Consider the following 14692-nt stretch of genomic DNA (forward strand, 5'->3'; position numbering starts at 1 on the left):
CCCATTCAGCGTTTACTGAGCCACAACAACAGCTCATCCAGTGGCATGGCCTTACCATACAGCCACCCTTGAGCGATATGGCAGCCATTATCCCTGAGCCAGTTGGCCTGGCTGCGGGTCTCAACCCCCTCGGCAACCACAGAAATATTCAATCGCCGCCCCAACTCAATGATCATCGACGCCAGAAAACGGCTGCGCTCATCTTCATCCAGCCTGGCGACAAAGGTCATATCTATCTTCAAGTGATCGGCCGGCAGCTGCAGCAAGTATTCGAGTGACGAAAGCCCGGTACCGAAATCGTCTATCGCAACTGTGCCGCCCCAGGCACGGTGACGCTGGAGAATTTTCGCAACTTGCTGGAACGATTGCATCATGGCGGTTTCGGTGACTTCCAAACACAGACGGCTAGGCTCAACACCTGCCAGACGGCATTGTTGTTTGAGCCTGTCGAGTACATCCGGTTTATCCAGTTGGCGGGCCGAATAATTAAGACTGACCAGAATATCGGTAAAACCGGCCTGATCCAGCGCATGTACCGCCTGACAAGATAACGCAACCACTATGTCGCCTATGCCGTGAATGTAAGACGACTGCTCTGCCAACGGGATAAAGGTGCCCGGAGGTACCATACCGTCTTCGGTCTGCCAGCGCAGCAAGGCCTCCACGCCGACAACCTCACCACTCTTAAGATCTATCTGTGGCTGGAAGTGCAGTACAAACTCCTGGCGTTGAATGGCGGTATGCAGCCGTTGCATCAACTTGAATCTGTGTGCCGCCTGATGCTCAAATTCGGGATCAAACGCCTGTATGCTGCCAGGCCCTCGGGATTTGGCATTTCTGAGCCCTGTACCTGCGGTGCGCAGCAGTTCGGCGGGATCCTGGCCACTGATGGCCAGAGAGACTTCTGTCATACAGGCGGTGAGAATATGACGGCTGTTATCGATTTCAAACGGCGCACTGAACACCCGCTGCGCCCTGTCGATATTCACCTGCTCCTTGTGGCCAACGACGGCGAACAGATCTGAATGCAGTCGTCCAATAACAGTCGGCTGCGGAAAAACCTCCTGTAACCTTTGGGCTACCGCCTGCAGCACCTGATTGCCAAACACTGAGCCAAACAGATTATTGAGGCCGGAGAAATGATCCAAATCCAATAACAGCAGATTGTGCGCACTTGCGCTGGACATAGCCTGCAACCTGGAGAGTTCCCGCAGCAAGGCACTGCGATTGGGGATGCCGAGCAGTTCATCCTGGTAGGCAATCTTGTCGAGCCGGCTTATCAGGGCTACGTTGCCAAAGCCCTTGGAAACATTGGCGGCAAACACCTTTAGCAGCTCCATTTCGGTGTCGTCCAAGGTGCGATCTGTGGCCACATAGATGGCAAATTCGGCCAATGCTGCCGATTTCGGGAAAAACAGCACCTGGCTCTCATCGGTACTGACAAAACGTTTTTCCCTGAGCGCCTGTTCCACCATGGACTGAATGGTCGGATCCGGCAACTCCCTGAGGGCACGATTGGCATACTGCCGGAAACGGCCACTGCAGGCTATGGTCATGGGCTCAAAGATCTCCTGCCCCGAGCCATCTGCGCTATGACGCCCCCGATTGACACAAACCAGCCCCTCATCCGGCACATCAATAAGATTGGCGATTTCACTTAAGGTAACCGAGGCTATCTGTGCCAGCGTTCGCAGCCCAAGCAAACGATTGCTGGACTCGACAATGAGTTGCAAACCACGGCGGGCAGAGGAAATGGTCTTGAGCTGGTGATAATTACGCACAGCACCCGTAAGTATGTTGCGAATGCCGCGGCTGGCGAGATCGGACTTAAGCACATAATCAGACAAGTCATAGTCTTGCATCACAGACTCGGCCGGTGCCATTCCCGGCTGGCCGGTTAAAAGCACAAAACGGGTATCGGATATCCCCAGCAGATCCCGCACCGCCTTGACTAACCTGAGACCGGCATCTTCGGTTTCCATTACCACATCGACCAGGACTACGGCAAAGTCGGCATCTTTACCAAGCAAACTGGACGCCTCAGCCATGCTGTAGGCTTGTATGAGTTCGAGAGGACGCCCCATCAGGGTCATTTTATTGATGGCAAAACTCAGCGAGTTCTGGAATTTGACATCATCATCCACCGCCAGAATACGCCACTTATTGTCGCGTTGATGGGGCTCTTCCGGCGATGTTTCAGACGAAAACAGAAAATCATCGATCATAGTCACTAATCCCTCAGTCACTTTGCCCGCGTTATTACTTGGACAAAACCTGCAGACGCTCTATGCCCTGCCCGGTACTCAGCACTATTTGCCTCGGCCAACTTACTGAACCTAGGCTCTTGAACTTCAGGTCGCTGAACCCAAGAGCCGAAGTTCAGATGAAATCAGCATGGTTACCGCAATCGCTGCGGCAGCACAATTCGGCATCAAGTACTTTTCAATACAGTACGCTATGTCTGATTTAAAGTGTAATCCACTTTTGGCTTAGGGAAAGTGCAAACAAGTCCCATGTGTGCTCTGCGTCGGCTTACAGGCCTGGATGCAAGGCGTGGTTCGCGGCAAATGGCCCTAGTCCTTTGCAAGAAGCACAACACAGCAAACAGGTCTGTAAGCCACGCCCTTTGGGGCTTTCACAGCAAACGGCTCTCTGCGTTATCCGACTTCGACAGGCCCCGGCATGCCTTCAGTCAGATGCCTTGAACGCCAATTGCTGTGCAAGCCACTCTCGACAAAAGAGAAAGCCATGAGGACTTATTCGCACTTTCCTTATGCCGGTTAACTGTCAGAATGACGGTGTAAATTTTTGCCTAACACCTGTTTCTGCCTGCGAGACTGGTTCAGTTGCCAACAACTGACGGGACACAACCTAAGTTGACGGTATTAAAGCAATAAAAGTAAGGCTTTGAGCCATTTATCATTTTTTTAGCTTGCCCGGTTTGCTATTCTGCCCCCCATCATAGGGATTTGCCGAGCCCGCTAGCCAATTGGGGTGGCAAGCCTCCTAATCCCGTAACCAATTAAAATAATCCACAAGGAAGTTATATGATCCGTTCATTCGCCAAGGAAGACATGTATCCACTATTGGAAATCTGGTTGACCGCCTCCATCGATGCACACGATTTTATCGCCGCAGATTTTTGGCAATCCCAACTGGATAATATGCGCCGGGTCTATATTCCAGCAGCCGAGAACTATGTCTACCAGCATGGCGCCGAAGTGCTGGGGTTTTATTCTCTCTACGAGAACAGCCTGGCGGCTTTATTTGTCAAACCTGCGATGCAGGGATTAGGAATTGGCAGTCGCTTACTCGATCACGCCAGGCAGCAAAGAGAACAACTGACCTTAAGTGTTTATTGCGACAACCAGGCCAGTGTCGATTTTTATCAACGCAGGGGAGCTGTGATTATTGGCGAACAAACCTGCGCCGACACAGGCCACAGAGAATATAGCATGCAGCTGACAGGCCTCTGAACCTGAAAGTGGCTCAGATTGCCGACAAAAGTTAGCGCCCTGAAGAGAAGGAACACCCGCTATGAGTGAGCAGCGAGGCAGAGTATTGATCCTGGTTGACGTGCAGAACGTCTACTACACCACCAGGCAAGCGCTCGGGCGCAATCTTGACTACAACCGGCTCTGGTCCAAAGTCACCCGTCAACGGCAGCTGGTTAAAGCCTTCGCCTACGCCATAGACAGGGGCGATAAGAAGCAACGGGAATTTCAAAATATCCTGCGGGCCATCGGCTTTGAGGTGAAACTCAAACCCTTTATCCAACGCGCCGATGGCTCGGCCAAAGGCGACTGGGATGTGGGAATTACCATAGATGCACTGGAATACGCAGATGTGGTGGACACCATAGTGCTGCTGTCCGGTGACGGCGATTTTGCCCTGTTGGCCGAAAAACTACGTCAAAAAGGTAAACGGGTTGAGGTTTACGCCGTTCCCGAATTAACTTCGCTGGCTCTGATCAATGCTGCCAGCGAATTCTTCCCCATAGAGGGAGAATTATTGCTCGGACAGTGAGCTGGGTTAAGGTCTGCAATCCAGTATCTGCTCTATTGCTTGGCCGGCGTGGTTTACACCGGTTAGCAAAGCCAAGTTCAAAAAGGAAAATAAACATGGAAAACAGTGGTTCAGATAAGCGCCCTTATCTGATTTTGGTGCATGGTGCGCTGGCCAATGCCGAGATGTGGCAACCGCATCTCCCCCACCTTGAAAATGAGTTTGAGATAATCCCTGTCAACTTACGCCATTTCACAGGCCAAACGGACGGCGGTTTCGGCCTCAATACCCACGCCGATGACCTGTGTGCACAGATAAACAAATTACCGCAGAAGAAGGCTTTGTACCTTGCCGGTTGGTCTTATGGCAGCGATGTGATCCTCAATCTGTTGCTAAAGCATTCTGTTATGCCCACAGGGATATTTCTCTATGAACCCGGTTACCCTGGGGCACTCGAAGGTCAAGTGATGCAAAGCTGGGGGGAAGATGCCAACAATATGTTTGCGCCGATATTTGAACGGGTCGCCAAAGGCGAGTTGGCTGCAGCTGTTGAAGCCCTGATAGATGGCTCGGGCGGTAAGCCCGGCTACTTTAGCCGCCAGGCCGAGGATATTCGCAAGCCCCAACTGGCGCTGGCTTATACTTTGCCGATGCAGCTCAATCAAACCGAGAGCCCTGCCATCACGAAAGATGCCTTGAAAGCCTTCAGGCTCCCCCAAACCTGTACCTTGATAATTGCCCACGGCAGCGATACCCGGGCACTGTTTCGCTTGGTCAGTGAGCAGACCTCAAACCTAGTTGAGAGTGCTCAACTAAGATTGGTGAAAGACGCCACCCATATGTTGCCTTTGGAAGCGCCCGAGCGCCTGGCCGAGCTTATCAAGAAAAGTTTGCTGTCCTAGCCTCGGCATTGTTCCAAAATCACAAAAAAAGCGGCAACATTTCAGCTGCCGCTTTTTCGTCTTATTTGTCTTATTCCCATTCTGCCCTAGGACTTTGGCCGGTGCGTTATTCGGGCTTTATCATCTCAAAATGGCTGTAGGCCCTGGCAGTGGCTATCCTGCCCCTGGGAGTACGCTGGATAAAACCTTGCTGGATAAGAAATGGCTCCAGCACATCTTCTATGGTTTCCCGTTCTTCGCCTATGGCCGCCGCCAGGTTGTCGAGCCCCACTGGGCCCCCCATAAACTTGTCGATGATCGCCAGCAGCAACTTGCGGTCCATGTAATCGAAGCCTTCGCCGTCCACATCCAGCATATCCAGCGCTTGCTCGGCCACCAACTTGGTGATCCGGCCATCGTGTTTCACCTCGGCAAAATCACGCACCCGCCTGAGCAGGCGGTTGGCAATCCGCGGGGTTCCGCGGGCTCGGCGGGCGATTTCCCTGGCGCCGTCAGAGTCCATCTGCAGTTCCAACATGTTGGCAGAGCGGGCAACTATGGTGCTGAGGTCGTCCACATTGTAAAACTCAAGTCGCAGCGGGATCCCGAAACGAGCCCTTAACGGAGACGTCAGCGCACCGGCGCGGGTGGTGGCTCCCACCAGGGTAAATGGCGGCAAGTCCAGTTTGATGGAGCGGGCTGCCGGGCCCTCGCCTATCATGATATCCAGCTGATAGTCCTCCATCGCCGGATAGAGAATTTCTTCCACCACTGGGCTGAGACGGTGAATTTCATCAATAAACAGGACATCGCCCGGCTCAAGATTGGTCAGCAATGCCGCCAGATCGCCGGCTTTTTCCAGCACAGGCCCCGAGGTGGACTTGATATTCACCCCCATCTCATTGGCGACTATCATTGCCAAGGTGGTCTTGCCAAGCCCGGGCGGGCCGTAGATCAACATGTGATCCAAGGCTTCCTGGCGGTTTTTGGCGGCTTGAATAAACACCTTGAGCTGAGCGCGTGCCTCATTCTGACCTGTGTACTCGTCCAGCAACTTGGGACGCATCGCCCGATCGATAAGCTCCTCCTGAGGAGAGCTCTGGGGTTGGATCAGTCTGTCGGCCTCTATCATGCCTTTACCTTCATTCCTCAGTTATCCGCTCCATGTTACAGCATGGATTTGAGTGCAGCCTTGATCAGGGTTTCTGAATCTATGCCTTCAACAAAGGCGCTGGAAACCGCTTTGCTGGCCTGGGCGGGTTTATAGCCCAAAGAGAGCAAGGCTGCAATGGCATCTTCTTCGGCGCTGTTGGGCGCTTCTACCGGGGTAAAGTTGGACTTGAGCACAAACTCACGCTCATTGCCGCTGGAGGCTTCCATCAGGCTCTTTAGCTTGTCGCGCATCTCAACCAATAAACGCTCGGCGGTCTTCTTGCCCACCCCCGGCAGTTTCACCAAGGTGGCGATATCGTCGCGTTCGACACAACTGACAAATTCCTGCGCCGTCAGCCCCGACAGTATGGTCAGCGCCAACTTGGGGCCGACACCATTGGCCTTGATAAGTAACCTGAACAGCGCTCTTTCCTGCTTGGTAATAAAACCATACAGCAGCTGAGCATCTTCACGCACCACAAAGTGGGTATAGAGAGTGGTGCTCTGTTGCAGTTCCGGCAACTCATAAAAGCTGGTCAGCGGCATCTGCAGTTCATAGCCCACGCCATGCACATCCAACAACACTTCCGGAGCTTGCTTTTCCAGCAATATTCCCTGTAAACGCCCTATCATCTGTATCTTCCATAGCTGCGGGCCGTTGCCCGGCCGCCGAGGGCAACCAGACTCTGGCAAGTATGATAATGACACACGGCCACGGCGAGCGCATCTGCCGCATCCGCCTGCGGGGCGGCTGGCAGTTTGAGCAGCTGCTGGATCATGTGTTGTACCTGAGTTTTCTGGGCCCTGCCCGTCCCGACCACGGCGCTCTTTATCTGGGTTGCCGTGTATTCAGCCACCGGTAAATTCGCCACTGTGGCCGCCACTATGGCCGCGCCTCTGGCCTGCCCCAATTTCAGCGCCGAATCGGCATTTTTGGCCAGGAACACTTTCTCAATGGCAAACTGCTCCGGCTGATATTGACGGATAATCTCCGACAGGCCGTCGAATATCTGTTTGAGACGGGAGGGAAGATCCTCGCAGCTGGTGCGAATGCAACCGCTGCCGAGGTAAATCTGGTGCCTTCCCTGACACTGGATCACTCCGTAGCCTGTGATCCGCGAGCCAGGGTCGACACCCAAAATAATCGCCATAGTCCGCCTTAGCCGAGGCGTTCCATCACATCATCGGCAATTTCCGCGTTGTGATAGACTTCCTGAACGTCGTCGTGATCTTCCAGCGTGTCGATAAGACGCAGGAACTTGGCGGCGGTATCTTCATCCAGATCGGCCTTGGTAGATGGCACCATGGTCACTTCAGCATTCACCGCTTCAACCCCAATGGCATCCAGCGCGTCTTTCACCGCACCGAAATCGGCAGGTGCTGTGTAAACATCCACAGAGCCGTCATCATTGCTGACCACATCCTCGGCGCCGGCTTCCAGCGCGGCTTCCATGATGGCATCTTCATCAACGCCCTCTTCGTAGCTGATAACGCCCTGCTTGGTGAACAGATAAGCCACTGAGCCATCTGTCCCCAGGTTGCCGCCGGACTTATTGAAGGCGTTACGTACGCCGGTCACAGTGCGGTTGCGGTTGTCTGTCATACACTCGACCATAACGGCGGTGCCGCCTGGGCCGTAGCCTTCATAAACCACGGTTTCCAGCGACTGGCCATCGAGCTCACCGGCACCGCGCTTAACCGCACGTTCGACTGTGTCACGGGTCATGTTGTTGGACAGCGCTTTGTCGATAGCGGCACGTAAACGGGGGTTGGAATCCGGATCTGAGCCACCTTCGCGGGCCGATACTGTCAGCTCGCGGATAAGTTTGGTGAACAGTTTACCGCGTTTGGCATCCTGAGCTGCCTTGCGGTGTTTGATGTTGGCCCATTTACTATGACCTGCCATAGGTATATCTCCTCTCAATACCGGTTTAAATTCAGACCGGTAAAAAAACAGACCGAGGCTTATGCCCCGGTTTGATTCACACTTTTATGACTTCAAGCTCAGTCCTTCAGACTTCAGCTTTGTCGGCCGCCTTTTCAGCAACCTTGATACCCAATTCCACCAGTTGTTGTGGATTGGCCTCACCCGGTGCATTGGTCAACGGGCAGGCTGCGGTAGTGGTTTTCGGGAATGCCATCACGTCACGAATCGAGCTGGCGCCTGTCATCAGCATTACCAGACGGTCGAGACCGAAGGCCAAACCTGCGTGCGGTGGTGTGCCGTAGCGCAGTGCTTCCAGCAGGAAGCCGAATTTTTCTTTGGCTTCTTCATCTGTGATCCCGAGAATACGGAATACGGTGGCCTGCATCTCCTGATTGTGGATACGCACAGAGCCGCCGCCGAGTTCGGTACCGTTGAGTACCATATCATAGGCGTCGGATACCGTCTCGGCCGGGTTGGCTTCCAGCTCAGCCGGAGTCACGCCCCTTGGCGCGGTAAACGGATGGTGTACTGCGTACAAACGGCCGTCGGCCTTTTCAAACATAGGGAAGTCAACAACCCACAGCGGCGCCCACTCGCCCTTGAGCAGGTTGAAATCTTCACCCAGTTTCAGACGCAGCGCGCCCATAGCTTCGGCAACCACGTTGGCCTTGTCGGCACCAAACAGAATGATATCACCGCTTTGCGCGCCGGTGCGTTCCAGCAGCGCCTTGACGATATCTTCATTGAGGAACTTGAGCACAGGTGACTGAATGCCTTCCATGCCGGCAGCCAGGTCGTTGACCTTCATCCAGGCCAGACCGCGAGCGCCATAGATACCGACATACTTGGTGTAGTCGTCTATCTGCTTACGGGACAACTCGGCGCCGCCCGGTACCCGGATTACCGCCACACGGCCTTCAACATCGTTGGCCGGGCCGTTGAATACCGCAAACTCAACATCCTTGACCAGATCGGCCACGTCCACCAGTTCCAGTGGGTTACGCAGATCCGGCTTGTCGGAACCGAAACGGCGCATGGCTTCGGCATAGGTCATGGTTGGGAATTCACCCAGGTCCACGTTGAGCAGTTCGAGGAACAGACCGCGCACCATCTCCTCGGTCTTTTGCATCACCTGCTCAGAGCTCATGAAAGAGGTTTCGATATCAATCTGGGTAAATTCAGGCTGGCGGTCGGCGCGCAAGTCTTCGTCGCGGAAGCATTTGACGATTTGGTAGTAACGGTCGAAACCTGACATCATCAACAGCTGTTTGAACAGCTGAGGCGATTGAGGCAAGGCGAAGAACTGCCCCTTGTAAGTGCGGCTTGGCACCAGATAGTCACGGGCGCCTTCCGGCGTGGCCTTGGTCAGAATAGGGGTTTCGATATCCAAAAAGCCGTTGCTGTCCATAAAACGACGCACGGCACTGGTGACCTTGGCGCGGAAAATCAGTCGCTGGGCCATTTCCGGACGACGCAGGTCCAGATAGCGATACTTGAGACGCTGCTCTTCGCTGTTGTTCTGGAAGTTATCCATACTCAGCGGCAGAGGGTCAGCGGCGTTGATTATGGTCAGTTCCTTACCCAGCACCTCGATTTCGCCGGTACGCATATGAGCGTTGACCTGGCTGTCTGGACGGGCTCTGACAACACCTTTAACCTGAACACAGAATTCGCTGCGCAGTGTGCTGGCGACATCGAAAACCTCAGGCAAGTCCGGGTCATATACTACCTGGATCAGTCCTTCACGATCCCGGAGATCCAAAAACACCACACCACCCAAGTCGCGGCTACGGTTCACCCAACCCACCAGGGTCACTTCTTGTCCAACGTGGGACTTGTTTACGTCCCCACAATAATGACTGCGCATCTGCTTTATATCCTTTATTCCGGCCTGCTGAGCTCTGGAACGATTCAACACGATAAGAGCGGCATTATAGAGAATATCTGCCACTTACCAAAGTACTTCACTTTCAGACGGTGAAGTATCAAACAGTTTGCTCCCTTTGACCAGTGGCTGAACCAAGGTCAAGGCACGAGCGTTCAAAATAACAACAATCAGGCACTGCGATAACAGCTGCCGCCACTCTCTTTGGCGCGATACATGAGTTGGTCGGCCCGTTTGAGCAGTTCGATGGCGTTGTCGCCGTCCACCGGATACACGCTGATCCCGACACTGAGTGACAGCTGCACACTGATGTTTTGCCACTTGAGTGGTCCGGCAAGCGATTGGATCAAGTTATCCGCCACCTGACAGACGGCATCGAAATCCTGAATTCGATTGAGTATCACCACAAACTCGTCACCGCCAAAGCGCACCAGAGTATCAGATTTACGGATCACGGCTGCCAGGCGCTGAGTGACCTGCACCAACATTCTGTCACCCACCTCGTGACCATAGGTGTCGTTTATGGCTTTGAAGCCATCGACATCCAAAAACAGCACCGCAAAACGCTCCTGCTCTCTGGCATGTTGCAAAAACGCCTGCTCCAACCTGTCATCGAGCAGTGCCCTGTTGGGTAAGCCGGTGAGCGGATCGTGATTGGCAAGATGCTTCATCTTGAGCTCGGCCTCACGCCTTAAGCTCATTTCCCTGCTGAGGCGCCGATTGAGCTGCAACACCAGCAGTACAATAAACAGCGCAATCAAGAGTGCCAGCAGAAAATAGCCCAACCACTCCTTGTATTGTTGGCTCTTGTCGGTAATCACAGTGCCAACCCATTTTTCATGGATCCTTTGCCGTTGGCTGTCATCTATACCGCTTATTACCCGGTTAATCAAAGGCACCAAGGGTTTATAGCCGGGCGTGACGCCAATATGACTCTTTTGATCGGCCATATCGGTTATCAGGTTCATCTTCAGCGCCGGATATTGCCCGGTAGAAAGTGCCGAGGCCAGCGATACCACTTTATCAATAAAGAGATCTGCCCTTCCCAGGTTGACGGCTTCCAACCCTTCGCGCATGCCGGGCACCAACACTGGGCTTATGCCCTGGCTCTTGGCCATAAGCTCACCGGCCAACTGATAACCTTCAACAATCGCCACTCGCTGGCCATTGAGTTGTCCCAGGCTATAAAGATTCAGATGATCCACGGTGGAAACCATGGCCCAGGGCGATGGCCAATAACCGTCGGAAAAAGCCAGCGCAGCATGTTGCTCGTCCCTCGCCGCCAGACTGGCGGCCATCACCACTTCGCCGCTACCAAGCGCCTTGAGGAGATCACGCCACTCATCGAAAGCCACGGGCAGCAGTTTAAGCCCCAACTGTTGCGCCACCCTCGTCATCACGTCGGCATTAATTCCGGCAAACTGCCCCTGCTCATCCTTGAATTCAAAGGGGGGCCAATCCTTGAGGTAACCCACTTTAAGCTCGGGCAAGCTTTCAAGATAGCCTAGCTCTACCTGGGTCAATGGCAGCCGACTCTGATCCCTGCTGTAAACATGATCGTCACTATTGAGCATCCATTTGTTTTCCAGCGCCGCCAACTCGTCGCGGGTCAACAGGTTAAAGCCTGCGATCAGCCTTTGGGTCAGGCCATCGTCCTGCCTGCGGGTCAACACATAGATATCTGAGCTGAACTGCAAGGCTTTTGCTTGCTGGTAACCGGCCCAGAGTCCATGAGTCAACAGATAGTGCTGAGTCCAGGCCGAGGGCGAGACGAAGCCTGAGATATCGCCCCGGTCGGCGGCATTGACCATGGCATCGAGAGAGTCGAAATACTTGAGCTGTACCTTGGGCAAGGCCTGTTTCAGCTCTGTGATATAAGGCGATGACGGGAAAATCCCCAAGCGTTTGCCGTCCAATAGCGCCAGCGGACTCTCCATCTGGCCTTTGAGAAACAGACGGCTGCTTTGGGTGTGTAAGTGCCAGGCACGCTTGAGTCCAGAGCTGAGATCGTCACTTTCCGGATAGCCTATATGGGCATCGACAATCCCCTGCTTGACCTGCTCCAGAGTGCTGTTCATGCTACCGGCAACAAACTCCACCGGCACCCCGGTTTTGGCGGACCATTTGTGCCAGATATCCACATACAGGCCATGGGGTAAGCCATCCGGGCCAAGATCGGAAAACGGCTCCATATTCAGTGGCATGGCAACCGTGATCCCATGCTGATCGGCACGATACCCCAACCAGCGCCTCTGGGTCTGGACGATAAACTCAGGAGTGATCTGGGCAAAGCCATTATTGATTTCAGCCACCAAGGCCTGCCTGCCTTTGACGACAGCCGGCGCCACCGGCGAATGCTTTATCAGCATCCGGTTGGCTGTGGGATATTGCTGGGCAATACTGCGGGCCAATTGCCGGTCACGAAGATACCCTTCCATGCCGGCAAACACCTTGATTTCTCCGCGGGATACCGCCTTGAGCAATGCGTCGCGACCTGGGTATAAGGCAAATGACAGGCCGGACTCCTGAGCCTTAAGATCCGATTCGTGGGACGAGCCTTTGACTATCCCTATCCGATACGGCAGCAGCTTCTCAAAACTGTCCTTGTGCCTGAGTTCAGAGTGCAGATAGAGGTAGGTGTCAATACGACTGATGGGCTTGGCAAATTCAAATTCGGCCTCGCGCTCTGGGGTCAGCGCTAACGCCAGGTGTACATCCGCCTTGCCTTCTTTGAGCTGCTTCAGGGAATCGTTCCAGTGCCGCGCCACTAGTGTGATGGGTCTTTGATTGACCCGGCTCCATTCCTGCCAGAGATCAACCAGGATCCCCTGCGGCTGGCCGGCATCATCAACAAATTGGTAGGGATAACTATCCTCCCCCATCACTATGACGAGTGGTTTGGCGGGGGACTGGACTTGAGTGGCCGCATCCAGCGGCAGACATACGAGCACACACAATAGACTCAAAAGAGAGGTCAGCGATTTCAAGTGCTTATTTCCTGGTAAGGCGATGTAATTATTTTGTTATTCCTGCACTATTAGACAAAAAATTTGCGTCAATTACCAGAGCGCACTTGCTGCTTTCACGCGGGATTCGGTAAAATACGTCACTGATTTTCCCGCACAAGATTTCAGATGAACACTTCTCAAGACACCATATATGCGACTGACTGCGGTCAGGTCTCAGACTTTGCTTTTGATGACAGGGTAGCCGGCGTATTCAGCGATATGATCCGCCGCTCTGTGCCGGGTTACGGCCAGATAATCAACACCATTGGCGACTTCGCCGAGCGCTTTGTGACACAAGACAGTAAAGTCTATGATTTAGGGTGTTCTCTTGGCGCGGCAACTTTAAGTATTCGTAGGCGTATTGAAGGCAAGGGCTGCGAGATTATCGCCGTCGACAACTCGCTGGCGATGACCGAGCGCTGCCAGGAATATCTCAATGCTTATGTCAGCGATACCAAAGTGCAGCTTATTTGTGGTGATATCCGTGATATCGCCATCGAAGACGCCTCCTTGGTGGTGCTCAACTTTACTTTACAGTTTCTGCCGCCCGAGGATCGCGATACCCTGATCCAGAAAATATATGCTGGCTTAAGACCCGGTGGCGCCTTGGTGCTGTCGGAAAAAATCCGCTTCGGCGATGAGGTTATCCAGCAAGTACTGGATGAACATCATCTGGATTTCAAACGCGCCAATGGCTATAGCGAGTTGGAGATCAGCCAAAAGCGCAGCGCACTGGAAAACGTGATGAAACCTGATCAACTCAACAATCACTACAACAGATTATCCCAGGCCGGTTTTGCCCATTACGGTGTCTGGTTCCAGTGCTTCAATTTCACATCCATGGTAGCTATCAAGTGATCAGTTTCAGTAATTTCTATCAACAGATTGCCGACTCCAATCTGCAGCATTGGCTGGAAACACTGCCGGCCAAACTCGGCGACTGGCAAAGAGAGCACAAGCACGGTGCCCTGCCCAAGTGGGAGAAAGTGCTCGCCAAGCTCAATTACCCCAGCCCCGACAGCCTGGATTTCAAAGACAGTGTCACCATAGGCTCCGGGGAGCAACTAGCAACAGGACAGCGGGAAAAACTGGAAAACCTGCTGCAGTTGCTGCATCCCTGGCGCAAGGGGCCATTTCATATCCATGGCATTCATATCGATACCGAGTGGCGCTCCGATTGGAAGTGGGAGCGGGTCGCGCCCCATATCAGCCCACTGGCAGGCAGAACCGTGCTGGACGTAGGTTGCGGCAGCGGCTATCACATGTGGCGCATGTATGGTGAAGGCGCCAAAATGGTTGTCGGTGTCGACCCCTCTTCACTGTTTTTATGCCAGTTTGAAGCGGTCAAACGCCTCACCGGCGGGACTCCGCCGGTGCACCTGCTGCCTTTGGGTATAGAAGAACTGCCGCCACTGGACGCCTTCGATACTGTGTTCTCCATGGGGGTGCTGTACCACAGGCGCTCACCAATTGACCACTTGTTGCAATTGCGTGATCAATTGCGAACCGGAGGTGAACTCGTGTTGGAGACTTTGGTCATAGAAGGTGATGAAAATGCCGTACTGCTGCCACGGGATAGATATGGAAAGATGAATAATGTATGGTTTATTCCGTCCGTTGCCGCGTTGCAACTCTGGCTTGAGAAGTGCGATTTTCGTGAGGTTCGCTGTGTCGATCTTGATGTTACTTCACTGGCCGAGCAACGCTCCACGCCCTGGATGCGCAACGAATCTCTGGTGGATTACCTCGATCCGACCGACATCAATTTGACAGTGGAAGGTTACCCCGCCCCCAAACGGGCAACCTTTATCGCGATTAAGTAAGTCGAGTTCAC

At 53.6% G+C, this 14692-nt stretch carries 12 protein-coding genes; 5 read left to right on the forward strand and 7 right to left on the reverse strand.

Annotated elements, in window-relative coordinates:
- Positions 1–5 precede the first annotated feature (5 nt).
- Positions 6–2225: a GGDEF/EAL domain-containing response regulator gene (locus ACSHSR_RS11090; RefSeq protein WP_144160064.1), complete on the reverse strand. Its 2220-nt coding sequence runs from the start codon at positions 2223–2225 to the stop codon at positions 6–8.
- An 822-nt stretch (positions 2226–3047) separates the two neighbouring features.
- Here ACSHSR_RS11090 and ACSHSR_RS11095 point away from each other — a divergent pair.
- From ACSHSR_RS11095 to ACSHSR_RS11105, 3 genes are all read left to right on the forward strand, one after another.
- Positions 3048–3476 (forward strand): GNAT family N-acetyltransferase, encoded by a 429-nt coding sequence (locus ACSHSR_RS11095; RefSeq protein ID WP_208169650.1) that lies wholly within the window; start codon positions 3048–3050, stop codon positions 3474–3476.
- 61 nt (positions 3477–3537) lie between these two features.
- The gene (locus tag ACSHSR_RS11100) at positions 3538–4026 is read left to right on the forward strand and encodes a LabA-like NYN domain-containing protein (protein ID WP_025009695.1); all 489 of its coding nucleotides are present in this window, start codon (positions 3538–3540) and stop codon (positions 4024–4026) included.
- A gap of 95 nt (positions 4027–4121) precedes the next feature.
- Complete coding sequence (locus ACSHSR_RS11105) at positions 4122–4907, forward strand: alpha/beta fold hydrolase (protein WP_107110374.1); 786 nt, start codon at positions 4122–4124, stop codon at positions 4905–4907.
- A gap of 106 nt (positions 4908–5013) precedes the next feature.
- Here the strand turns inward: ACSHSR_RS11105 and ruvB are convergent, their stop codons facing one another.
- The 6 genes from ruvB to ACSHSR_RS11135 all read right to left on the reverse strand — a co-directional run bounded on the left by ruvB (position 5014) and on the right by ACSHSR_RS11135 (position 12837).
- Complete coding sequence (gene ruvB / locus ACSHSR_RS11110) at positions 5014–6018, reverse strand: Holliday junction branch migration DNA helicase RuvB (RefSeq protein ID WP_025009694.1); 1005 nt, start codon at positions 6016–6018, stop codon at positions 5014–5016.
- Positions 6019–6053: 35 nt separating this feature from the next.
- On the reverse strand, positions 6054–6671 hold the full coding sequence (gene ruvA, locus ACSHSR_RS11115; protein ID WP_025009693.1) for a Holliday junction branch migration protein RuvA: 618 nt from the start codon (positions 6669–6671) through the stop codon (positions 6054–6056).
- Positions 6668–7189, reverse strand: coding sequence for a crossover junction endodeoxyribonuclease RuvC (gene ruvC, locus ACSHSR_RS11120; RefSeq protein ID WP_025009692.1), 522 nt, complete (start codon positions 7187–7189; stop codon positions 6668–6670). The genes ruvA and ruvC overlap by 4 nt, the downstream gene beginning before the upstream one ends.
- Before the next feature lie 8 nt (positions 7190–7197).
- Positions 7198–7944 carry a YebC/PmpR family DNA-binding transcriptional regulator gene (locus tag ACSHSR_RS11125; RefSeq protein WP_025009691.1) on the reverse strand — a complete coding sequence of 249 codons (747 nt, stop codon included), beginning with the start codon at positions 7942–7944 and terminating at the stop codon, positions 7198–7200.
- A 106-nt stretch (positions 7945–8050) separates the two neighbouring features.
- A complete protein-coding gene (gene aspS / locus ACSHSR_RS11130) occupies positions 8051–9832 on the reverse strand; it encodes an aspartate--tRNA ligase (protein ID WP_025009690.1) in 1782 nt (593 codons plus the stop codon).
- A gap of 188 nt (positions 9833–10020) precedes the next feature.
- Complete coding sequence (locus ACSHSR_RS11135; protein WP_243891879.1) at positions 10021–12837, reverse strand: diguanylate cyclase domain-containing protein; 2817 nt, start codon at positions 12835–12837, stop codon at positions 10021–10023.
- A gap of 147 nt (positions 12838–12984) precedes the next feature.
- Here ACSHSR_RS11135 and cmoA point away from each other — a divergent pair, with 147 nt between their 5' ends.
- Positions 12985–13716 (forward strand): carboxy-S-adenosyl-L-methionine synthase CmoA, encoded by a 732-nt coding sequence (gene cmoA / locus ACSHSR_RS11140; RefSeq protein ID WP_144164112.1) that lies wholly within the window; start codon positions 12985–12987, stop codon positions 13714–13716.
- Positions 13713–14681: a tRNA 5-methoxyuridine(34)/uridine 5-oxyacetic acid(34) synthase CmoB gene (gene cmoB, locus ACSHSR_RS11145; protein WP_037436567.1), complete on the forward strand. Its 969-nt coding sequence runs from the start codon at positions 13713–13715 to the stop codon at positions 14679–14681. Before cmoA ends, cmoB begins: the two co-directional genes overlap by 4 nt.
- Positions 14682–14692 lie beyond the last annotated feature (11 nt).

It is taken from the genome of Shewanella sp. VK101 (genome assembly GCF_056497865.1).